26 protein-coding genes are annotated in these 19,950 nt (G+C 31.8%); 18 read left to right on the top strand and 8 right to left on the bottom strand.

Annotated elements, in window-relative coordinates; all coding sequences use genetic code 11:
- Positions 1-624: an OmpA family protein gene (locus DZ65_RS0102025; RefSeq protein ID WP_024790633.1), complete on the top strand. Its 624-nt coding sequence runs from the start codon at positions 1-3 to the stop codon at positions 622-624.
- Here the strand turns inward: DZ65_RS0102025 and DZ65_RS0102020 are convergent.
- Positions 614-1,828: a metal-dependent hydrolase gene (locus DZ65_RS0102020; RefSeq protein WP_024790632.1), complete on the bottom strand. Its 1,215-nt coding sequence runs from the start codon at positions 1,826-1,828 to the stop codon at positions 614-616. The two genes, DZ65_RS0102025 and DZ65_RS0102020, sit on opposite strands and share 11 nt — an antisense overlap.
- A gap of 75 nt (positions 1,829-1,903) precedes the next feature.
- Between DZ65_RS0102020 and aroQ the strand changes: the two genes are divergently transcribed.
- The 17 genes from aroQ to DZ65_RS0101935 all read left to right on the top strand — a co-directional run bounded on the left by aroQ (position 1,904) and on the right by DZ65_RS0101935 (position 14,273).
- On the top strand, positions 1,904-2,401 hold the full coding sequence (gene aroQ / locus DZ65_RS0102015; RefSeq protein ID WP_024790631.1) for a type II 3-dehydroquinate dehydratase: 498 nt from the start codon (positions 1,904-1,906) through the stop codon (positions 2,399-2,401).
- Between the two features lie 12 nt (positions 2,402-2,413).
- Entirely contained in the window at positions 2,414-3,430 is a 1,017-nt protein-coding gene (locus DZ65_RS0102010; protein ID WP_024790630.1) for a M24 family metallopeptidase, read from the top strand.
- Between the two features lie 38 nt (positions 3,431-3,468).
- The gene (locus tag DZ65_RS10810; protein ID WP_173391318.1) at positions 3,469-3,633 is read left to right on the top strand and encodes a hypothetical protein; all 165 of its coding nucleotides are present in this window, start codon (positions 3,469-3,471) and stop codon (positions 3,631-3,633) included.
- A gap of 126 nt (positions 3,634-3,759) precedes the next feature.
- Entirely contained in the window at positions 3,760-4,242 is a 483-nt protein-coding gene (gene folK, locus DZ65_RS0102000) for a 2-amino-4-hydroxy-6-hydroxymethyldihydropteridine diphosphokinase (RefSeq protein ID WP_024790629.1), read from the top strand.
- A gap of 1 nt (position 4,243) precedes the next feature.
- Positions 4,244-5,464, top strand: coding sequence for a flagellar biosynthesis protein FlhF (gene flhF / locus DZ65_RS0101995; protein ID WP_024790628.1), 1,221 nt, complete (start codon positions 4,244-4,246; stop codon positions 5,462-5,464).
- On the top strand, positions 5,461-6,327 hold the full coding sequence (locus DZ65_RS0101990) for a MinD/ParA family protein (protein ID WP_024790627.1): 867 nt from the start codon (positions 5,461-5,463) through the stop codon (positions 6,325-6,327). The genes flhF and DZ65_RS0101990 overlap by 4 nt, the downstream gene beginning before the upstream one ends.
- A gap of 9 nt (positions 6,328-6,336) precedes the next feature.
- On the top strand, positions 6,337-6,675 hold the full coding sequence (locus tag DZ65_RS0101985; RefSeq protein ID WP_024789251.1) for a hypothetical protein: 339 nt from the start codon (positions 6,337-6,339) through the stop codon (positions 6,673-6,675).
- Complete coding sequence (locus DZ65_RS0101980) at positions 6,668-7,345, top strand: RNA polymerase sigma factor FliA (protein WP_024790626.1); 678 nt, start codon at positions 6,668-6,670, stop codon at positions 7,343-7,345. Before DZ65_RS0101985 ends, DZ65_RS0101980 begins: the two co-directional genes overlap by 8 nt.
- Positions 7,338-8,411 carry a flagellar motor switch protein FliM gene (gene fliM, locus DZ65_RS0101975; protein ID WP_024790625.1) on the top strand — a complete coding sequence of 358 codons (1,074 nt, stop codon included), beginning with the start codon at positions 7,338-7,340 and terminating at the stop codon, positions 8,409-8,411. Before DZ65_RS0101980 ends, fliM begins: the two co-directional genes overlap by 8 nt.
- Positions 8,404-9,207: a flagellar motor switch protein FliY gene (fliY, locus tag DZ65_RS0101970; RefSeq protein ID WP_024790624.1), complete on the top strand. Its 804-nt coding sequence runs from the start codon at positions 8,404-8,406 to the stop codon at positions 9,205-9,207. The genes fliM and fliY overlap by 8 nt, the downstream gene beginning before the upstream one ends.
- 78 nt (positions 9,208-9,285) lie before the next feature.
- Positions 9,286-10,569 carry a (Fe-S)-binding protein gene (locus DZ65_RS0101965; protein ID WP_024790623.1) on the top strand — a complete coding sequence of 428 codons (1,284 nt, stop codon included), beginning with the start codon at positions 9,286-9,288 and terminating at the stop codon, positions 10,567-10,569.
- A 22-nt stretch (positions 10,570-10,591) separates the two neighbouring features.
- Complete coding sequence (gene lgt / locus DZ65_RS0101960; RefSeq protein ID WP_201767784.1) at positions 10,592-11,416, top strand: prolipoprotein diacylglyceryl transferase; 825 nt, start codon at positions 10,592-10,594, stop codon at positions 11,414-11,416.
- The gene (gene hemG, locus DZ65_RS0101955; protein WP_024790621.1) at positions 11,404-12,630 is read left to right on the top strand and encodes a protoporphyrinogen oxidase; all 1,227 of its coding nucleotides are present in this window, start codon (positions 11,404-11,406) and stop codon (positions 12,628-12,630) included. Before lgt ends, hemG begins: the two co-directional genes overlap by 13 nt.
- Entirely contained in the window at positions 12,627-13,037 is a 411-nt protein-coding gene (locus tag DZ65_RS0101950) for a DUF255 domain-containing protein (protein ID WP_024790620.1), read from the top strand. Before hemG ends, DZ65_RS0101950 begins: the two co-directional genes overlap by 4 nt.
- Positions 13,037-13,729: a cytochrome c biogenesis CcdA family protein gene (locus DZ65_RS0101945; RefSeq protein ID WP_035908026.1), complete on the top strand. Its 693-nt coding sequence runs from the start codon at positions 13,037-13,039 to the stop codon at positions 13,727-13,729. Before DZ65_RS0101950 ends, DZ65_RS0101945 begins: the two co-directional genes overlap by 1 nt.
- Positions 13,730-13,747: 18 nt before the next feature.
- Positions 13,748-13,933, top strand: coding sequence for a hypothetical protein (locus DZ65_RS0101940; protein ID WP_024790618.1), 186 nt, complete (start codon positions 13,748-13,750; stop codon positions 13,931-13,933).
- 103 nt (positions 13,934-14,036) lie between these two features.
- Positions 14,037-14,273: a cytochrome c553 gene (locus DZ65_RS0101935; RefSeq protein ID WP_024790617.1), complete on the top strand. Its 237-nt coding sequence runs from the start codon at positions 14,037-14,039 to the stop codon at positions 14,271-14,273.
- Positions 14,274-14,427: 154 nt separating this feature from the next.
- On the opposite strand, the gene DZ65_RS0101930 is transcribed toward DZ65_RS0101935, so the two are convergent.
- The 7 genes from DZ65_RS0101930 to napG all read right to left on the bottom strand — a co-directional run bounded on the left by DZ65_RS0101930 (position 14,428) and on the right by napG (position 19,941).
- On the bottom strand, positions 14,428-15,969 hold the full coding sequence (locus DZ65_RS0101930) for a multiheme c-type cytochrome (protein WP_024790616.1): 1,542 nt from the start codon (positions 15,967-15,969) through the stop codon (positions 14,428-14,430).
- 86 nt (positions 15,970-16,055) lie between these two features.
- Entirely contained in the window at positions 16,056-16,400 is a 345-nt protein-coding gene (locus DZ65_RS0101925) for a chaperone NapD (RefSeq protein ID WP_024790615.1), read from the bottom strand.
- Positions 16,397-17,341 (bottom strand): nitrate reductase, encoded by a 945-nt coding sequence (locus DZ65_RS0101920; protein WP_024790614.1) that lies wholly within the window; start codon positions 17,339-17,341, stop codon positions 16,397-16,399. The genes DZ65_RS0101925 and DZ65_RS0101920 overlap by 4 nt, the downstream gene beginning before the upstream one ends.
- A 9-nt stretch (positions 17,342-17,350) precedes the next feature.
- Positions 17,351-17,821, bottom strand: coding sequence for a 4Fe-4S binding protein (locus DZ65_RS0101915; RefSeq protein WP_024790613.1), 471 nt, complete (start codon positions 17,819-17,821; stop codon positions 17,351-17,353).
- The gene (locus DZ65_RS0101910) at positions 17,818-18,318 is read right to left on the bottom strand and encodes a nitrate reductase cytochrome c-type subunit (RefSeq protein ID WP_024790612.1); all 501 of its coding nucleotides are present in this window, start codon (positions 18,316-18,318) and stop codon (positions 17,818-17,820) included. Before DZ65_RS0101910 ends, DZ65_RS0101915 begins: the two co-directional genes overlap by 4 nt.
- Entirely contained in the window at positions 18,299-19,138 is an 840-nt protein-coding gene (gene napH / locus DZ65_RS0101905) for a quinol dehydrogenase ferredoxin subunit NapH (protein WP_024790611.1), read from the bottom strand. Before napH ends, DZ65_RS0101910 begins: the two co-directional genes overlap by 20 nt.
- Complete coding sequence (gene napG / locus DZ65_RS0101900; RefSeq protein ID WP_024790610.1) at positions 19,126-19,941, bottom strand: ferredoxin-type protein NapG; 816 nt, start codon at positions 19,939-19,941, stop codon at positions 19,126-19,128. Before napG ends, napH begins: the two co-directional genes overlap by 13 nt.
- Between the last annotated feature and the right edge of the window lie 9 nt (positions 19,942-19,950).

The raw sequence follows: 19,950 nt of genomic DNA, 5'->3' as shown, positions 1-19,950 counted from the left end.
ATGAAAAGATTAATTATTTTGGGAAGCTTGGTGTTTTTATTCGCAGGATGTGCAGATAAACCGTTGGCAACAAATGTTGTTGATTTGGCCGGTAATCAAAAAGTGGCGGGATGGAAAGATAAAAATGAAACTGCTTTAAAAAAAGTAAAAACTGTATGTAAAGAAAAAGTTGTGTATAAAAGTGAAAATGTAAAAGATTCCGACGGAGACGGTGTTATAGATAAATTTGACAAATGCCCCAACACACCGAAAGGACTGGCAGTTGACCATAATGGATGTCCTATAATTGCAACATTAAGAATTAATTTTGATTTTGACAAGGCAGATGTAAAAAAAATATATTATAAAGATATTCAAAAAATCGCCCTTGCTATAAAATCCAATTCTAAGATTAAAAAAATTGAAGTTGCCGGACATACTGATAATATTGGTTCAAAAGAGTATAATAAAAAATTGTCTTTGAGAAGAGCAAAGGCTGTGGCTGAATTATTGATAAAATTCGGTGTAAACCCTAAAATGATTGTTGTAAAAGGATGTGGAGAAGATTATCCTTTAGTTCCAAATACAACTTCAACAAACAGGGCATTAAACAGAAGAGTGGAAATTATAAATATTACAAATTAATTTCCTCTCCGTTTATGTATAAATAATCCACTTCATTTGTATGTAAAATAATTTGAAGAAACAAATTATCAATATCATTAACCCTCTCAGGTAATTTGAAACTTATTAAATCCGCATCTTTTGTTGGTTCAATACTGCCGTTATTAAGTCCCAAAGATTTCGCCGCATTAATTGTTACCGCTTTTAATAAATCTTTTGCAAGATATTTTGGATGAAGTTCAACTTGCATAAGCAGGGCGGCTCTAATTTCTTTAAAAAGGTTAAGTGAATAATTTGAGCTTTTTCCGTCTGTTGCAACCGAATAATCTATTAATTTGTTTTTAACATTTTCCAAATTAAGTAATCCGGTATTTAAAAGTCTGTTTGATATGGGGCAATGTGATATAAATCCTTTTATATTGCTTATTTCTTCTAATTCTTTTTCATTGGCATGAACACAGTGTATAAAAGTTGTTTTGGTATCTTTAAATTTTTGTATAAATTCAATCGGTTTTATCAGCGGATGTGAGAGTTTAAAATTCTGCTCGAAAAAAAGTTTGAATTCCCCTTTGGCCTGATCAAGCCAAAGTCTTTCTGCCTTGCTTTCCATAAAATGGGTTTGCATGACCATTTCTTCTTTTTTAGCAATATCTATAACTTTATCCATTAAAACAGGATGGACTGAATAGGGGGAGTGAACAGAAATGCCTGTTTTAAATTTCTCGTTTTCATATTCTCTGCTGTTTTCAAGGCGTGCTAAAAAATCTTGATACAGTATATCCGCAACAGCAGGGTTTGAACCTATAATTTCATTGAAATAAACAACTTTTAATGGTTGTTTGGTTAAATATTTTAAATCGTTTCCACTTGAACTTATTTCCCCGAAAGCACATATTCCGCTTTTTTTCATTTCATTTATTGAATCTTTATAACATTTGGAATTGCATCCTGTAAAAAGATTTTCTCTGTTTTGAATGACAGAATTTAGCCAGGTAATAAAATCTCCATATTTTAGTGTGGTTTTGTTTGAAGAAAATTCTAAATGGGTATGATTGTTGATAAGTGCAGGCATTAAAACCGAATTTTTACCTAAATAAACAGCGGGAGTTTCATCTAAATTATATCCGACTTTTATTATTTTTTTCTCAAACAATACTTCGGCATTTAAAAGAATTTCATTTTTTTCATTAAAAGTTAATACATAATCAGCTTTAAGTTTAAGCAAAATTGTTCCTTTTTATTAAGTTAAAGCAAATTATATGCCAAATTTTAATATAATTACAATAAAAAAGGAGATTTTATGAAAATTAAAGTAATACACGGACCAAATATGAATATGTTGGGAATCAGGGAAGTAAATATTTACGGGCCTATGAAACTTGAAGACATCAATAAAAATATGGAGGTTGTAGCCAAACAAAACGGATTTGAAATTGAATTTTATCAATCAAATCACGAAGGTGATATTGTGGATTCAATTCAGGAATCTGTTAGTGATAAAACAGACGGGATTATAATTAATCCCGCCGCTTTAACTCATTATTCTGTTGCAATAAGAGATGCTGTCAGTGCTCTTAGAAATATTCCTATACCTGTGATTGAGGTTCATATGAGCAACATTCAATCAAGAGAAGATTTTAGAAAAAAATCCCTTATTTCGGATGTTGCAGCCGGAACGGTAAGCGGGTTCGGACCTTTTAGTTATCATTTAGGCTTGCTTGCAATGATGCAGATTTTAAATGAAATTAAAATGGCAAAAGAAGCGCAAAAAAGAGTGAATGGTGAAAGTGGTGAGTAGTGAGTGGTAAAAATGGAAAATTTTATATTAAATAAAGAAAATGAAATTTATTATGAATGCGGTTATTCAAACGATAACTGCATTTTACTTTCAGTTGACGGAGAAAAATATTTAATAACAGACGGGAGATATACCCTTGAGGCCAAAAAAGCAAAAGCCGAAGTTATTGAAGAGAGAAATTTAATAAAAAAAGCAAGAGAAATTATTCTTAAAAAAAGGGTTAAAAAACTAATTATAGACCCGCTTAACTGGTCAAAAGAGGAATATGATTATTTATCAGCGGCTGTGAAACTTAAAAATGATAAAAATTATTCACATAAAAAGAGAATGATAAAAAAACAAAATGAACTTGAAATAATTAAAAAAGCGGTGAAACTTGGTGCAAAAGCTTTTGATGAATTTTCTAAAGCAATTGAAAGCGGTATTGATGAATATGAACTTTCATACAGATTTAAAGAAAAACTAACCTGTAGGGGGAAAAGAGAACTCAGTTTTGCTCCGATAGTGGCAATTAATGAAAATGCCGCAAAACCCCATGCAAAACTTACAAATAAAAAACTTAAAAAAAATGATTTGCTTTTACTTGATGCGGGAATCAAATATAAAAGATATTGTTCTGACAGAACAAGAACCGTTTCAATAAATAAGAATATATCGATGGGTAAATTTCAAAAATTTAAAAACCAAAAAATGCAAAAAATATATGATATTGTTCTAAAAGCTCAGGAAAAAGCTATTAAAGCCGTAAAAATAGGCGAAAAAATTTCCGCTCTTGATAAAATAGCCAGAAAAGTTATAGAAAATTCCGGATACGGGAAATATTTTGTCCATTCCCTTGGGCATGGGGTAGGGCTTGATATTCACGAATGGCCTTTTGTTAATTCAAGAAATGATATAATTATTCAAGAAGGTATGGTTTTTACAATAGAGCCGGGCATATATCTGCCAAATGAATTTGGTGTAAGAATAGAGGACATGGTTATGATTGATTTTAACGGTAAAACCAAGGTGTTAAGCGAAAATGTGTAAATTATAAATAGTGGATTGTATTAAAAAAGGAGGGGGAAATGAGCATTGGTAAAATTAGAAGTATTCTTTATAAAACAGCTAAATATTTAGGCGATATTAACGCAATAAAAAGAGCTATAAAAAAAGGAGATTTTACTCCTGTCATCAAAAGAATAATAAGAAGAATATACGGATATATTGTAGGGAGGGGAATGCCAAGATAAGTTAAAAATGAAAAATGTAAAATGGAGAATGGAAAATGAGCGCAAATGAGCAAAGCGAATTAAATTCACCCGGCTATCAAAAGCGGCCACGGTGGATAATGAAAAATTAAAAATGGAAAATTAAGAATGAATGTAAGGTTTAAATTTAATGACAACAGAAAAATTATAAAAACTACATTTTATCCGGACAGTTATAAAAAAAGCAATAAAAAAAACATTGCTTTAATTGGAATTGGCTGTAATATCGGAAACTGCATAAGAAGATTCAAAAAACTTTATCTGTTTTTATCAAACCATCCCAAAATAGATATTATAAAAACTTCAATAATTTATAAAAACCCCCCTTTTGGATATTTGGCTCAAAATGATTTTTATAATACCATTATGATAATAAAAACAAATTTTTCTCCAATTGAGCTTTTAAATTTTTTGTTATATGTGGAAAAAAAATTCGGAAGAGTTAGAGCATTTAAAAATGCACCAAGAACGTTGGATTTGGATATAATTATATTTAATGAAATAAAAATTAATACAAAAAAATTAATTTTACCGCATCCTTTTTTCAAAAAAAGGGATTCGGTGTTAATTCCACTTATTTTAAAGGATTAAATTGAAGTTAAAAACATATACGGCTGAAAGTTATACCGAGGCTTTGAAAAAAGTAAAAGAAGAGGTGGGGGATGACGCTGTAATTGTTTCAAGCAAAGAAATTAAGAAAAAAACCCTTACAAGCCCGGGTCTGTATGAAATTGTTGTAGCTGTTGAAGAATCCAATATCAGGCCCAGAAAACCGATGAGTGATAAAGAACATGCACAAGAGGTTATGTTAAAACTTTCAAGTGCGGCAAAAGAAATATCTTCTATCTCAAAAAAAGAAAATAAAGAAATTATAAATCAGCCGAATTTAACGCCAAAAAAAAATGACGAAATAATTGAACTTAAAAAACAGGTTACAAAAATAAGTGACACATTAAAATTTTTACAGGCGAGTATGTGGAAAATTGCAAATAAAAGTGAATTACAGTTGCCTCCCGAATTCAGTGAAATATACGCACTTTCACGTGCAAGTGGAATTAATGAAAAACATTTGGACGAAATAATGAAACTTACAATAAAATATATGCCTTTAAAAATGAGAAAAAATTCCCAAACGATAAAAAGATATTTTTATACACTTCTTAAAAAAATGATACCTGTAAGAATGGAAAGGGAAATAACTCCTCCACATAAAAAAATTATGATGTTTGTGGGGCCTACCGGGGTTGGTAAAACCACAACCATTGCAAAACTGGCTGCCAGATTTGCTTACAAACTTTCCAAACGCCATAAAGTTGGGATAATAACATTAGATACATACAGAATAGGAGCGGTTGAGCAATTAATGACTTATGCAAAAATGATGAGACTTCCTATAGAAACAGTGGTGGACCCGAGCGATTTTTCACTGGCTCTTGAAAGTCTGCGGCATAATGAATATATATTAATTGACACGGTAGGAAGCAGCCAGCATGATAAAGAAAAAATTGAAAAATTATCAAATTTTTTAAAAGTGGATACGTTTGCCGAAATTAATATAAATTTGGTTCTTTCAGCTGTAACTAAATATGATGATTTACTGGATATTTATAAAAATTTTTCAATTTTGCCTATCGATACACTTGTTTTCACCAAACTTGATGAAACAAAAAATTATGGAAATATTTTTTCTCTTTTAATTGAAACAAAAAAACCTGTCAGTTATTTTTCGACAGGACAGGAAGTTCCGGACGATTTAACACAGGCCGGGGCCGATTATTTGCTTAAAGGTATTTTAAATAAGGAGTTTAATTGAAAACTCAAGCCGATAAACTCAAAGAACTGGTTCAAGAAAGAAATACCAAACCCTCAAATGTTCATTTTATAGCGATAACCAGTGGAAAAGGAGGTGTGGGGAAAAGTACAATTACAGCAAATTTGGGTTATGCCCTGCATAAATTGGGGTTTAAAGTTGCTCTTTTTGATGCTGATATAGGCTTAGCTAATCTGGATGTAATATTAAAAGTTAAAAGTGATAAAAACATATATAATGTACTTAAAAATGAATGCTCCTTAAAAGATATTATTGTTGAAATTGAAAAGGATTTTATTTTAATCCCGGGAAAAAGTGGTGAAGAAATAATGGATTTTGCAGATGAAGTTACCCTCAGTAAATTTTTCTCTGAATTTGAAATATTAAATGGTTACGATTTTTTTATTATTGATACGGGTGCGGGAATAGATAAAAAAGTTCAAATGTTCCTTGAGGCAAGCGATGATATTATTGTAGTTACGGTGCCTGAGCCTGCCGCCATTACCGATGCATATGCCATGATAAAACTGATAAGTGAAAAAAAAGATAAAATTTTTATGTTTTTAAATGAGGTTAACAGCGAAAAAGAAGCAATTAATATATTTTCAAAAATAAACAATGTGGCCAAACATAATTTAAAAAAAGATTTAAGACTTCAAATGATAGGATATTTAAAAAAAGATAAAATAATTACCAACTGTTCTATAAACAGGGCTCTTTTTACAAAGCAGGAGCCTTATTCGTTTTCCAGCGAACAGATATATAATATTGCAAAAAAACTGGCAAAAATTTCGGAACGAAAAGTGCTTAAAACTGAAAATAAAGGAATCGGAAGATTTTTTAAAAAGATATTTTCTCAGTTTTAAAGGAAATAAATGAAAGCGGAAAATTTTATCTATTTTTCTACTGTAAGCGGTTTTTTTATTGCTGTAATATTCGGAATATTGAAAAATTTTGATGTATATAATTTTTTTTGGTTTGTGATTATCACAACATCTGCTTTTTATATTCTTTCTTTGGCAAGTGTTTCTTTTTTTATCAAATATACAATGCTTTCAAAATATATTATTTTTAATAAAAACGAAATAGAAAAAATTGTTAATTCCCAGATAAAAGAACTTGAAAAAAAAGAGGATATTATTTATGAAAATTATAAATTTTTAAAAAAATTTGAAGAAGAAGAACTAAAAATTCTAAAGAAGAAACATGTGTAATCCTTACGAACAGACATTAAAAGAATACAGGGATTCTCTGGCGGTTAATTATATGCCCGCGGTAAAGGCAATGGCGGCAAGACTTAAAGAAAGACTGCCAGGCAGTATTGATTTTAATGATCTGGTTTCAATCGGGCTTGAAGAACTTGTGAAATTATCAAAAAGATATGACCCTAAAATGAATGATAATTTTTGGGGATATGCACAAAAAAGGGTTTACGGGGCAATGCTCGATTTTTTAAGAAGTCTTGATACCATAAGCAGGGCTGAGAGAAAACTTGTAAAAGAAATTGATAAAATTACGGAGAATTATATGTCCAGATTCGGAACTGCCCCAAGTGACGAATATTTGGCCGAAGTTTTAAACGAAAGTATAGAAAAAATAAAAAAAGCAAAAAAAGCGGGAGAAATATATAATGTAATGCCAATTGAAGAGCAGCTAAATTATTTTGAAAATATTTCTAAAAAAGTTGAAGAGGAAGAATTAATTGATATAATTAAGAAAGTTTTAAAAGAGTTGGGCGAAAAAGAACAGCTTGTGATTCAACTTTATTATTTTGAAGAGCTTTCATTAAGAGAAATAAGTGATATATTAAATGTATCCGAAAGCAGAATTTCCCAGATACACTCGCATGTTATAAGAAAAATAAGGAAAAAATTAAATGGCTGAATTATTATCGCAGGAAGAAATTGATGCGCTTTTAGAAGTTGTTCAGGAAGAAAACGTGGCACCTGAGGAGCTTGAAAAAGCTCCTGATATACTAGAACAGCGCCAAATTACTTTATATGATTTTAAAAGGCCAAACAGGGTCAGTAAAGAGCAGCTCCGTTCTTTAAGAGCGATACATGACAAAATGGCCAGAAATCTTGCAAGTGATATTTCCGCACTTATGAGAAGTATTGTTGAAATCCAGCTTCATTCTGTCGACCAGATGACTTATGGTGAATTTTTAATGTCACTGCCAAGTCCGACGTCGTTTAACGTTTTTTCTTTAAAACCGCTTGACGGAAAAGGTGTAATTGAAATTAACCCTTCAATTGTTTTCCCTATGATAGACAGGTTACTCGGAGGGGGCGGTTCTTCTTATGAATCTAACAGGGAATTTACTGATATAGAACTCAGTCTGCTTGATCAGATTTTAAGGGTTATTACACAAAATATGAAAGAGGCCTGGTCGCCTATAATGGAACTTTTTCCGGTAATAGAAGCAAAAGAATCAAGTCCCAATGTTGTTCAGATTGTTGCCCAGAATGAAATTGTTGTTATGATTGTTATGGAAATTGTCATCGGTCATACAAGCGGAATGATGAATATTTGTTATCCTGTTATTTCTATTGAATCCCTTCTTCCAAAACTCGCAAACAGAGATTTAATGCTAAGCGGGACAACAGGCAGAAAAAGTAGAAATACGGAACTGAGAGCTCTTATAAGAGGGGCAAAAATAGAGCTCGAGGCAATACTCGGATATGCTTATATGAGTATGAAGGAAATTATTGATTTGGAAGTCGGTGATATAATAAAGCTAAACAGGCCGGCCAATGATACAGTTGTTGTTAAAGTGGACGGCAGAGAAAAATTTATTGCAGATTTTGGGGTCAGCAGATACAGAAGAAGTATCAAAATCAAACACATTTTAAAAACCGAGCATGATGAGGTAAAAGAGATTTTGGAAAAACTTGAACAAATGAGAAAAGAAAAAATAGAAAATATAACATCAGGGGAGAAAAATGAATAATTTTATAGATATTTTGATAAATGAAATAAAATCTGTGGTGGAGGGGTTAATAGGAATAGCTCCTGATGTAATTTTGAAAGAAGAAAAACATAAAGTAGATATTGAGCCTCCTTATGCAAAAATAACTCTGCAGTCCAAAGAAGGTGAATTGGCAGTTATTATACCTCCGGAAATTGCCACAATTCTCGGAGATTTAATGCTTGCAGGTGAGGGAGAGGCGAAAAGTGAAATGAATGAAGACGATTTGGATGCTATAAAAGAAATTGTATCCAATATATTCGGATCACTTTCAACAACACTTGAAGCACAGGAAAATCTGCCTAAATTAAAATTTCAGATTAAAGATGTTACTTTTAATCAGGAAAAAGAAAAATTTGATTATGCAGATGACATCGTTTTAAATTGTTCTATAAAAGATATAAAAAAAGAGTGTCATATTCTTTTGGATGATAAAATATATGCTCTTATCAGAGGTAAAAAAACACATATTGAAGAAAAAAAAGAGACAGATAAAACCAAGCCTCTTCCAGAGGTTAAAAATTTGGAAATGCTTTTAGATGTAAAATTACAGCTTCGTGTGAGGATTGGAACAAAGGTTATGCTTTTAAAAGATGTTGTTTCTATGGATATAGGCTCAATCGTTGAACTTAACCAGCTTGCAAACGAACCGCTTGAAATTTTGATAGAGGATAAAAAAATAGGTGAAGGAGAAGTTGTAATCGTTGACGGAAACTTCGGAATTCAGATTACTTCTATAGGGACAAAAGAAGAGAGACTCAATACTCTTAAGAAATAGTGAAAATGGTGAGTAGTGAGTTGTGAAAATTGACAAAATAGTTTTGTTTTGATATTTTGCTGTTAAAAAAGGTACGCGGTGTTTAAATTCAGTGAATTTTCGGATATGTGTATAAAATGTGGAAAGTGTATTCCGGGATGTACTATTCATGGAATAAATCCTGACGAAGCCACATCTCCTAGGGGTTTTTTGGATCTCTTGAAGGGTGTGGAAGAAAGAGAAATTGAGCTTGATAAAAATGCAAAAGATATTTTTGAAAGCTGTTTTTTGTGTAACCAGTGTGTGGAAATATGTCCTAATTCTATTCCCACCGATTTTATGATAGAAAATATTAGAGCCGAAATTGCCGAAAAATTTGGAATAGCCTGGTTTAAAAGAGCATTTTTTTATCTTTTGAAAAACAGATGGGCTTATGATTTGGTAAGCAGGCTCGGTTTTTATTTTCAGACATGCGGGTTTAAGATTGAGCAGGAAAAAAACGCAATGCGCTCCCGCTTTTCCATACCTCTTTTACATAAAGGAAGATTACTCCCTTATTTTAAGAAAAAACCTTTTTTAAAAAAATATCCAGAAAGGATAAAAGCACAAAATCCTCAAAAAAAAGTTGCTATATTTATCGGATGTATGGCCAATTACAATTATACCGAGGTTGGCGATGCCCTGATAAAAGTGCTTAAATTTTTGAATGTTGATATTTTTATCCCTAAAAAGCAGCTTTGCTGCGGGGCACCGGCTTATTTTACGGGTGATTTTAAAACAGTAAAAGAACTTGTAGAATATAATATTACATATTTTGAAACTTTCATTGATGAGGTTGATGCCATTATTGTCCCGGAAGCCACCTGTACAGCAATGTTAAAAAAAGATTATGAAGAATTTATAACATACCATATGCCGGAGTGGCTGGAAAGGCATAAAAAAATAAAATCCAAAATTTTTGGAACCACCGAATGGTTTTATAAATATACCGATTTAAAAGAAAGGCTTGCAAAACTTCCAAAAGAAAAAGAAAAAATCACATATCATGATGCGTGTCATTTCGGTAAGGTGTTTAATATAAGAAAAGAACCGAGAGCTCTTATAAGTCAAAATTATCAGATAAATGAAATGGAAAATCCTGATATGTGCTGCGGATTTGGCGGTATTACAATTCAGAGTGAAAAATTTCATCTGGCAAGAAAAGAAGGGTTGAAAAAAGCCGAAATGATTAAAAAGGTAGACGCTGAAATTGTAAGTGCTGAATGCAGTGCTTGCAGAATGCAGATAACCGAGCATCTTGATAAAGTGGGGGATAATAAAAAATTTATGCATCCTATCGAACTTATTGCCAAGTCAATAGAAAACGGTGAAAATAGTGAGTAGTGAGTAGTGAAAAGAATGGAAAATGAATAATTTAATAAATTTCTGGCAGCATATCTACTCTCATATAAATCCTGTTGCCCTTAATATAGGCCCTTTTCATATTCACTGGTATGCAATTATGTATATAACAGCACTTGTTTTGGGTTATTATTTGGGGATTAAATTCGGCGAAAAAATGGGTTTTAGTAAAAAGATAATAGACGAATATTTTATATGGGCTGAAATAGGAATTATTTTGGGTGCGAGATTCGGATATGTTTTATTTTATATGCCAGGAGATAACAGTTATTATCTCCTTCATCCCTGGGAGATGTTTAATCCTTTTGAGGGCGGAAAATTTGTGGGAATTGCAGGAATGAGTTATCACGGGGCGGTAATAGGATTTGTTCTCGCCACTTTGATTTTTGTAAAAGTTAAAAAAGTTGATTTATGGAAATTGGTTGATGTTGTGGCTCTCGCCGTTCCGCTTGCATATATTTTCGGAAGACTCGGCAATTTTTTAAACGAAAGAATAGTCGGCAGGATTACCGATGTTCCCTGGGGGGTTTATATAGACGGTGCTTTAAGGCATCCTATCGGTTTATATGAGGCTTTTTTTGAAGGACTGGTTAGTTTTATAATTATTTATTGGTTTTACAAAAAATTTTACAAATGCAAAGGGGAATTGATAGCTTTGTATTTAATTACATATGGCGTTTTCAGAAGTCTGTGTGAATTTTGGCGCCAGCCGGACCCTCAGCTTGGATTTATTGTCGGCCATATAACGATGGGACAGATTTTAAGCTCTTTTTTGGTTATAATTGGTTTTATAATTTTTTATTACAGGAGAAAAAAATGCAAAAATTAGCAATTGTGGGGGGAGGTATAAGCGGGTTAAGCCTTGCATATTATCTTCAGAATGATTATGAAATAACTGTTTTTGAAAAAGATAAATGGGGCGGAAAAGCCTATACGCAAAAAGTTGGGAATTATCTTTTTGAAGAAGGTGTAAACGGGTTTTTAAATAATTCTCCCAAAACGCTTGAATTATGTGAAAAAATAGGCATAAAACCTATAAAAGCCGATGAAAATGCAAAAATCAGATATATTTATGATGATAAACTGATTAAACTTCCTTCAAAACCTATTGAATTTTTAACAAGTGATATAATGAGCCTGAAAGGGAAAATCAGGATTTTGAAAGAATTTTTTATAAAACCCGTATGTGACAGGGAAGAGAGTGTAAAAGAATTTGCAATCAGAAGACTCGGCAAAGAATTTTATAGAAAAATGATGATACCTATGCTGGCCGGCATATACGCCTCTACTCCTGAAATGACTTCTATGAATGCCGCTTTTCCCAAACTGAAAAAAGTTGAATGTGAATACGGTTCTCTTTTTAAAGGTATGATTAAATTAAAAAGGGGAGGGGAACCTACGGGGGAACTTCATTCATTTGAATACGGAATGAGTGAATTTATTAATAAACTAAAAGAAAAAACAAAAGCAAATTTTGTAATTAAAGAAATAAAAGATGTAGATGAACTGAAAGATTTTGATAAAATTGTAATAGCTACGGAGGCTTATTCGGCATCAGAAATTTTAAAAAAATATGAAAAACTTTCAGATTTGTTAAAAAAAATCCCTTATAACCCTGTTGCTATTGTCGGACTTGATTTTGAGAGTGTTACACCTAAATCTTTCGGTATTTTAACTATAAAAAATAAAACACTCGGTATATTGATGGACAAATATATTTTTCCAAACAGAAACGGAATCAGGGCAATGCTGGGCGGAGCCAGGTATTCTGAAATTAAAGATTTAAATAAAGAAGAAATAATTAAAACAGCGCTTGATGATATATATGAAATTATCAAAAATGCTAATCCGAAAATAACGTGGTTAAAGCTTCATAAAAACGCAATTCCAAATTATTCCCTTGGTCATCAGAAATTAGTTAAAGATATATTCACCGAAGCAGAAAAATTTAATATTTATTTAACAGGCAATGCTTATAATGGCATCAGTTTTAACGACTGTATTAAAAATTCCTATGAACTTGCTGAAAGGTTAAAGAAATGAAAAAATTGTTTTTGATTTTTTTATTTTTGACTTCTATTTTTGCAGATGGAATTCATTGGGTAAAAAATTATAAGAATGCATTTGAGTTGGCTAAAAAGGAGCATAAACTTCTAATGGTCGATATTTCCGTTCATCATTGTCCTCCATGCTGGTATATGGCAAATATTGTATATAAATACAAACCTGTAATTGATTATATAAACAAAAATTTTATACCTATATTTATTTATGCCGATACAGACAGGGTTCCCATTGAGTTTTCAATTTATTTTACGGGTGCGGCTCCCAATGTATTGTTGATTACACCGGATGATAAGCTTTATTACAGAATTTTCGGTTCAAGACCGGCTAAAGTTTTTCTTGAAGTTTTAAAACAGTATAACGAAAAATATCAAAAAGGCAAATAATGGAAAATATGGTTTATTCTCTGTTTGATTATTTTGACAAGATGCCATTTATCGTAAGTTTTATTGCAGGTGTTCTTTCATTTTTTTCTCCCTGTGTATTGCCTCTTGTGCCGATTTATTTTTTTTATATAACAGGAATAAGTGCAAAAGAAATTGAACAGAGGAATTTAAATAAAAAAGAAAGACTTAAAATTTTAATTAATTCCTTTTTGTTTATTTTGGGTTTTGCTTTGGTGTTTGTTTTAATAGGTGCAGCGGCGGCAAATTTAATAGGCAATATATTTGCGAATAAATGGTTAAATGTAATTGCAGGAATTGTAATAATTATTTTCGGGTTTAATATAGGAGGATTTATTAAATTTAAAATTTTTCAGTATGAAAAAAGATTAAATCTGCAAAATGCAGGAAGTTTTTTACTTGGGGTTTCCTTTGCATTTGGATGGACACCATGTATTGGCCCAATATTTGGCACAATTGTTGGAATGGCGGCAACCGACCCGGCAAAAAGTGTTTCTATGATGATTGTTTATTCTCTCGGGCTTGCTCTTCCGTTTTTACTTATGGCTATTTTTACCGTTTGGAGTATCAGATTTATACAAAAAGCAAAAAATTATATGGGTTTAATTGAAAAAGCAAGCGGAATTTTGTTAATATTAGTAGGTATTTATTTTATTTATAAAGGAATTAGATAAGTTAAATAAGGAGAAACAATGGATGCTGTAAAAGAATATTGGAGTGATAAAACTTTTTTACTCGGGATGTTTTTATGTATAATAGGAACCCTTTTGGGAGCTGTAGGAGTAGTGGCGCCTGCGGTTTTGATAGAACTAACGGGTATTATTTTGATGATTGTGGTAATATATAAAATTGATAGAAAAAATGAAATTACCTACTAATTAAAAAATATTAAGATATATTTTAAAAATTTATCCAAAAGTAACATTAATTTAATAATTATTAAATATAATTTCAACCTATTATTAAAAATAAAGGGTTAATATGAAAAAATTATTCGCATTTATAGGATTAGCCGGATTTTTATTTGCAGGTGATAACTGTGCAATGTGTCATAACGGCGGTATGGCTAAAAAACTTGATACTTTAACACCGGCTCAAATCGAAGCAAAAATGAAAGAATTTAAAGCCGGAAAAGGTAATCCTATGATGGTTAATGTTGCAAAAGGTTTAAAAGAAGCCGATATTAAAAGAGTTGCTAAAGAATTTGGTAAAAAATAAAATAGAAATTCCAAAACAAATATTTTATTTGTTTTGGAAAATTAATATAAAATAATTTAATAAATAAAACTTTATATTTTTATGGTTGGCAATAATAAGTGCCAGGCACTTTAAATTGTATTATTGAAAACAATGCCCAAAAAGGGCAGAAAAATTATTCGTGAGTAACAACTGGCATTGGAGGTTCGTTTTCAAGAACTTTTTTAGCGCTTCCGTATTTTTTAAGCATTCTCATTCTGTAGTTGTAAATATCTTGCATTTCTCTGATATCTTGCATTACTTGGAAAACACCATGCCAATGAGCATAATCTGGGCTTCCCATTGCCGCACCTTGTCTCATTCTTCTACCTTCATGGTGCCATAGATAATAATATAATTTAAAGAATGGATCGCTCCATACATCAGATTTGATAAGTCCTTTAGCTTTAAGTTCTTTTAACATTTTATTTGCTGCATTGAAATAATTATTGTAATTTTTAACTTGGGCATCTACTCTTTGGAAGTAGTTATTTATAAATGTGGCTTCGTGGCAGGTTGCACATACTTGTTTCATTTGAGCTCTTGCTGCTTCTGGTCCTTCAGGGTTACCGGCTTTTGGATTACCTCTTAATATTGTTTTTCCAGGTATAATTTTTCCTCCACCGTTCCAGAATGCCCATCCTGCGCTTTCTGTACCACCAGTTCTTAAGAAACTTTTTGGTGCCCATAGGTTCCATTTAAGTCTTAATGATACATTGTGAGTTGCTTTAAGCCCGTTGATTGAACTCATATGACATGTAAAACATGTTGGTGCTCTTAAAGTTTTGCCAGGAATTTGTTCTCCTGTTTTAAAATTATAAAATTGATGATTTGTTTCAAAAATATGGCCATGAACACTTGAATCAAATATTTCTTTATCCGGATGGTCAGGTCCTAAGTGACAGTTTTCGCAAGCTGCCGGTTGTCTCGCTTCTGCTGCTGAGAATGTATGTCTGCTGTGGCATGCTACACAGTTTCCAACACCTCCGTCAGGATAAAGTGAAGCCATACCATCATTTGGCCAAGTTGCTGGATCAGGTCTTCCTTCTTTATCTAATTTAATAGTTGTTCCGTGGCATTGAATACATATGTTTGCAACGCCTAAATCAGCCTGTCTTGGATTATTTTGATTTGAAGTAAATACAGAATTGTCTTTTCTGATTCCCGCAGCCATTTTTGCTGCACTGTAACCGTTTAATGAAGGATGTTTTCCTTTCATATATTCATAGTTGTATGCAAGTTTATTCATCAAAAATCCGTGTTTGCTCATATTGGCTGCTAACCATTGAGCTGCCGCTCTCGCATGTCCTGAATTTAAAAATTCTTTAACTTCTTTGGCGTGACATTTTGCACATGTCACAGAAGATACCGCAATTTGAACTGTCCAGTTTTTTCCTTGGAATGGGTGAGCTTTAAATGCTGTTGGATAATTTTTTGGTACAACGTGGCATTGCACACATCCGACACCCATTTTCGCGTGTTTTGAATGTTGCCAGTCGGCTACGATTCCAGGATCTTGAGCTTTATGACACATTAAACACTGTTGATTTGTCACTGCAGGATTTGGTTTGAAATTTTTAAGTTTTACATAATTTGGATTAGAATCCAAACTGTTTGCAGCAAATGCTACTGTTGTTAGCGCTGCAATGCTAACTCCGGCTGAAAGTGCCTTTTTCATTTTGTCTCCTTTGAGTTTATTTTTACTCTTCAGTATTGTATTATAAAAAAGTGTCCAAAAAGTGCCAAAATTAACTTTTTATTAAATTAATATTTATTTTTCAAACTTCCTTTATAATTTATTTCTTCGGCTTTTTTTTCTGTATTAAGCTCTTTTACAGTTTGATTAATGTCAATATTTTTTCTTAATTTGTCCAACTCTTCTTCATTATAACTCATATGCATATTAGCACTTATTATAAAAGGCATATTTTCTATACTTGTTACTTTAGATATTTCTTCTTCCACGCTTTCGCCTTCAACAGTTACTATTATTATTCCTTTTTCTTTTTCACCGAAATGCACATCACATAAATCACTTTCCATCAAATTCATATAAACCGCATCATAATGTTCAGGTTTTGTTTTGACTATTATGCTTGATATATTCATTTATTCTCCTTTAATTTCCAAATTATAACTTCTGCGGGTGAGAAACTTATAATTTCATTATTGTTTATATATTTTAATCCGTTTAAAGCCATTGTGTGTCCTTTTAATATTTTTATAAGTTTATTGTTCATATCAAACAGTGCAATATCGTTATTTTCATCATATTGAATGGCATAATATTTTAAATTTGGAGAAATTCCTGCAGCATACGGTAAAAATTTTACTTTATTTTCAATAGGAAAATTATCATATTTTAAATTATAAATACTTACCCTTCTGTCTTCACTTGCGTTTAATATTAAATATTTTTGAAAATCAACACTTAATGTTTTTGCTTTGTTAAATCCCCCTATAGTTTTAATTATCCTCGCATTTTTCACATCAATAATTGTTACAATACCGCTTTCATCTCCAAATGCAGCCAAAGATTTATTATTGTTTAATTTAAAAGTTGAAAATACATAATTTCCTATCTGTTTATGATAAGTTTCTTTTTTGGTATTTAAATTAAATAAAATTGCTTCATCTGCCAGTGTTGCAATCAATATTTTATTATTTGTTATGTATTTTGCTTCTATTAAATTCTCTTTTGTAGAAAATATTTTTGTTAATTTTTTGTTTTTAAAATTATATAAATAAATAATTTTTATGCCTTTTTCCCCTTGCGCCAAAATCAGTAAATTCTTATTATCCGGAGAAATATCGAGTGAATATATCGGCATAGGGATAAGTTCACCCATGAAATCATGAATTTTAGGCAGCGTAATTTTATCTATATCCTTTAATGTTTTAAAATTTTTAACAATTATTTCACCGTTTTCAAGTCCTGATATTAAATAGTTTTGATTAAATGTAAGTTTTGAAATATAGCTTGGATAAACAATTTTTTCATATCCAAACAGATTTATAATCATAAACAATAAAATTATTAATTTTTTCATTTTTATCCTTTATTTAATAATGATTTCTATTGAATCGTTTGGACAGACACCTATGCAAAAACCGCATCCGTTGCATTTTTTCAAATCTATTACGGGATTAAACATTTCTTTATAAATTATGGCATTTTTTTCACAAATATCTTGACAGGAATAACATATTATATTGTTCCAGGCAAGACATTTTTTATAATTTATTAAAAACTGTGCGTTTATTTTATCCTTTTTATACTCTAATTTTAAAACTTTTCCGCATGCTCTCGCACATTCATCGCAAAAGGTACATCCGTTAAATGCAAAATTTAAAACAGGAATGTCGTTATTTAATTCTATAATTTTTTCAGGACAGGAGTTAACGCATGCTTTTTCATCACATTCTATACAGGTTAAAAAATCTTCTTTTTTTTCATAATAAGGGGGATAAATAAAAGATTTAGGAGAAGAAATTCTCCTGAAAAAATTTCTTTTCGATCTATTTATCATTTTATTCCTGCACTTGGTTTTAAACTTTCAAATTTGTTTTCAACGACAGGATTTACTTTTGCCTGAGGAACGTGACATTGCGTACAGTTATATCTGCTTCCTGCGACTTTTTGAACATGTTTGTCACCATCAAAATTATCAACAAAATGATCTTTTGGCATAGGGATAATTCCCATGGCTTTTGCAGGTGCTGGCATATGACAGTTTAAACACATATTTCTTTTGATAGTAATTGGCACCATTCCGCTAACGCTGTGAGGTATCATAGGAGGTGCTGTTATAAAAGATTTTTTATAAAGTTTTACCTGTCCTGGAACCGGTGCCTGATTATTGTATTTTACAACAGGTAAATTTTCACTTCCTGAATTTAATGATGTTTTTCTTATACCTGTAATTTTTACTGTTTTTTCAGATGCTGTGTTTTTTTGTGTATTTGCATTTTGACATCCTGTAAATACAGCCACAGCAACTAAAGAACTAATTATGAGTTTTTTCATTTTTTTCTCCTTTTATGTAATTTCTAATAGAAAATTTTAGTGCATTATCTTTGCACACTTCAATGCATCTTCCGCAGTTTGAACACTCAATTCCTGAAATGAAATCGCTTTTTTTACCAATTACAGGTGCAAGAACCTGAGGTTCAGGACATATCGTTAAACAGTTTCCGCAATTGGTACAGTTATCTTTATTGTGTTTAACCCTGATTAAGCTTTTAACACCTATTATGGAATAAGTAGCTCCTAAGGGGCATACATGTCCGCACCAACCGTTTTTTAAAACAAAAGCATCAAATAAAAATATGGCTATCAGCCATACCCATCCAAATCCAAGAGAAAATGCAACACCTCTTGTAAAAATACCGATAGGAGAGATAAATTCAAATGCCGCTGCACCGCTTAGCATAGATACGATTAATAAAATTCCGGCAAACCAGTATCTGAAATTTTTAATTTTCATAGCACTGATTAGATTATCTTTTTCGTGATGTGTTTTTCTTCTAAGCCATGCGGCCAAATCTGTTATCATATTTACCGGGCATACCCAGCTGCAAAATGCTCTTCCTCCAATAAGTCCGTAAAAAAGAGTAATAATAATAACTCCAACAATCATATTTGTACTTATCATAGCACCTGCAAAAAGCATTTGTAAAAATGCATAAGGGTCAGTTAAAGGAATTTTGCCAAAAATTTTAGATAAACTTAAATTTCCAACAAGTATTTTCCATCCGTATGTATTAGCGCCAAAATATAAAAATAAAATTGTAAGCTGGGATATACGTCGTAAAATTAGATATTTATTTTTAATTATTGATTCCATTTTATACCTTGATTTAAGTTATTTAATGGATTTTTTTCACTCCAAGGTGTTTTTGTCGTTGTTTTTGTTGATGCGTTTTTAACTCTTTGTTGGTCTTTTTTGCTCCATCCTTTGACGTATCTGTCTCCCGCTTTCCCAAGAAAAACTTCTCTTGGGAATATTTTAATGGCTGCTTTTTCAGTAACACATGCTCTTTCGCACATTCCGCAACCTGTGCAATATTCTTCGTGAACAACAGGAATTCTGTATGCATGTTCACCTGTTCTTTTATTTTGTTTCCATTCAATTGTAATAGCTTTATCCATTTCCGGACATGCCCTGTAACATGCGGTACATTGAAGTCCCCAGAATGCAATACAACTGCTAGAATCTATTACTGCAACTCCCATTTTTGCATAATCTATTGCTACTTCACCTTTATCGTTTTTACATTTTTCCGGTGTTAATGCACCTGTTGGGCATGCATGCATGCAAGGAATATCATCACACATAAAACACGGACCCGTCCTTGCTATAAAAAAAGGTGTACCGATTGGAGCATTGTCTCCGGGGCTTGCCAATTTTAAGGTATCAATTTCCTCTCCATTTACTATCATTTTATTTTCTCTGTTTTTACATGCTTCAACGCATTGGCCGCATCTTATGCATGTTTTTATAAAATCTCTCTCTTCCAATGCCCCAGGCGGCCTCAGGGTTAAAGGTTTTGCTTTGTCTTCTTCAACAAATGCTCCAACAACAACTCCAGCGACAGCAGACGCAGCTGCTGCCTGAGCCATTTGAGTTAAAAAGTGCCTTCTATCCAATTTTTGCCT

It is taken from the genome of Lebetimonas sp. JS032 (assembly GCF_000523315.1).
GTDB lineage: Bacteria > Campylobacterota > Campylobacteria > Campylobacterales > Nautiliaceae > Lebetimonas.
The sequence above is the reverse complement of the archived record's forward strand: the minus strand, read 5'-3'. Positions and strand labels throughout refer to the sequence as shown.

Coding starts and splice junctions, on each gene's coding strand:
- DZ65_RS0102025 (WP_024790633.1), top strand. CDS start 1: ATGAAAAGATTAATTATTTTGGGAAGCTTGGTGTTTTTATTCGCAGGA.
- aroQ (WP_024790631.1), top strand. CDS start 1,904: ATGAAAATTAAAGTAATACACGGACCAAATATGAATATGTTGGGAATC.
- DZ65_RS0102010 (WP_024790630.1), top strand. CDS start 2,414: ATGGAAAATTTTATATTAAATAAAGAAAATGAAATTTATTATGAATGC.
- DZ65_RS10810 (WP_173391318.1), top strand. CDS start 3,469: ATGAGCATTGGTAAAATTAGAAGTATTCTTTATAAAACAGCTAAATAT.
- folK (WP_024790629.1), top strand. CDS start 3,760: ATGAATGTAAGGTTTAAATTTAATGACAACAGAAAAATTATAAAAACT.
- DZ65_RS0101985 (WP_024789251.1), top strand. CDS start 6,337: ATGAAAGCGGAAAATTTTATCTATTTTTCTACTGTAAGCGGTTTTTTT.
- DZ65_RS0101980 (WP_024790626.1), top strand. CDS start 6,668: ATGTGTAATCCTTACGAACAGACATTAAAAGAATACAGGGATTCTCTG.
- fliM (WP_024790625.1), top strand. CDS start 7,338: ATGGCTGAATTATTATCGCAGGAAGAAATTGATGCGCTTTTAGAAGTT.
- fliY (WP_024790624.1), top strand. CDS start 8,404: ATGAATAATTTTATAGATATTTTGATAAATGAAATAAAATCTGTGGTG.
- lgt (WP_201767784.1), top strand. CDS start 10,592: ATGAATAATTTAATAAATTTCTGGCAGCATATCTACTCTCATATAAAT.
- hemG (WP_024790621.1), top strand. CDS start 11,404: ATGCAAAAATTAGCAATTGTGGGGGGAGGTATAAGCGGGTTAAGCCTT.
- DZ65_RS0101950 (WP_024790620.1), top strand. CDS start 12,627: ATGAAAAAATTGTTTTTGATTTTTTTATTTTTGACTTCTATTTTTGCA.
- DZ65_RS0101945 (WP_035908026.1), top strand. CDS start 13,037: ATGGAAAATATGGTTTATTCTCTGTTTGATTATTTTGACAAGATGCCA.
- DZ65_RS0101940 (WP_024790618.1), top strand. CDS start 13,748: ATGGATGCTGTAAAAGAATATTGGAGTGATAAAACTTTTTTACTCGGG.
- DZ65_RS0101935 (WP_024790617.1), top strand. CDS start 14,037: ATGAAAAAATTATTCGCATTTATAGGATTAGCCGGATTTTTATTTGCA.
- DZ65_RS0101930 (WP_024790616.1), bottom strand. CDS start 15,969: ATGAAAAAGGCACTTTCAGCCGGAGTTAGCATTGCAGCGCTAACAACA.
- DZ65_RS0101925 (WP_024790615.1), bottom strand. CDS start 16,400: ATGAATATATCAAGCATAATAGTCAAAACAAAACCTGAACATTATGAT.
- DZ65_RS0101920 (WP_024790614.1), bottom strand. CDS start 17,341: ATGAAAAAATTAATAATTTTATTGTTTATGATTATAAATCTGTTTGGA.
- DZ65_RS0101915 (WP_024790613.1), bottom strand. CDS start 17,821: ATGATAAATAGATCGAAAAGAAATTTTTTCAGGAGAATTTCTTCTCCT.
- DZ65_RS0101910 (WP_024790612.1), bottom strand. CDS start 18,318: ATGAAAAAACTCATAATTAGTTCTTTAGTTGCTGTGGCTGTATTTACA.
- napH (WP_024790611.1), bottom strand. CDS start 19,138: ATGGAATCAATAATTAAAAATAAATATCTAATTTTACGACGTATATCC.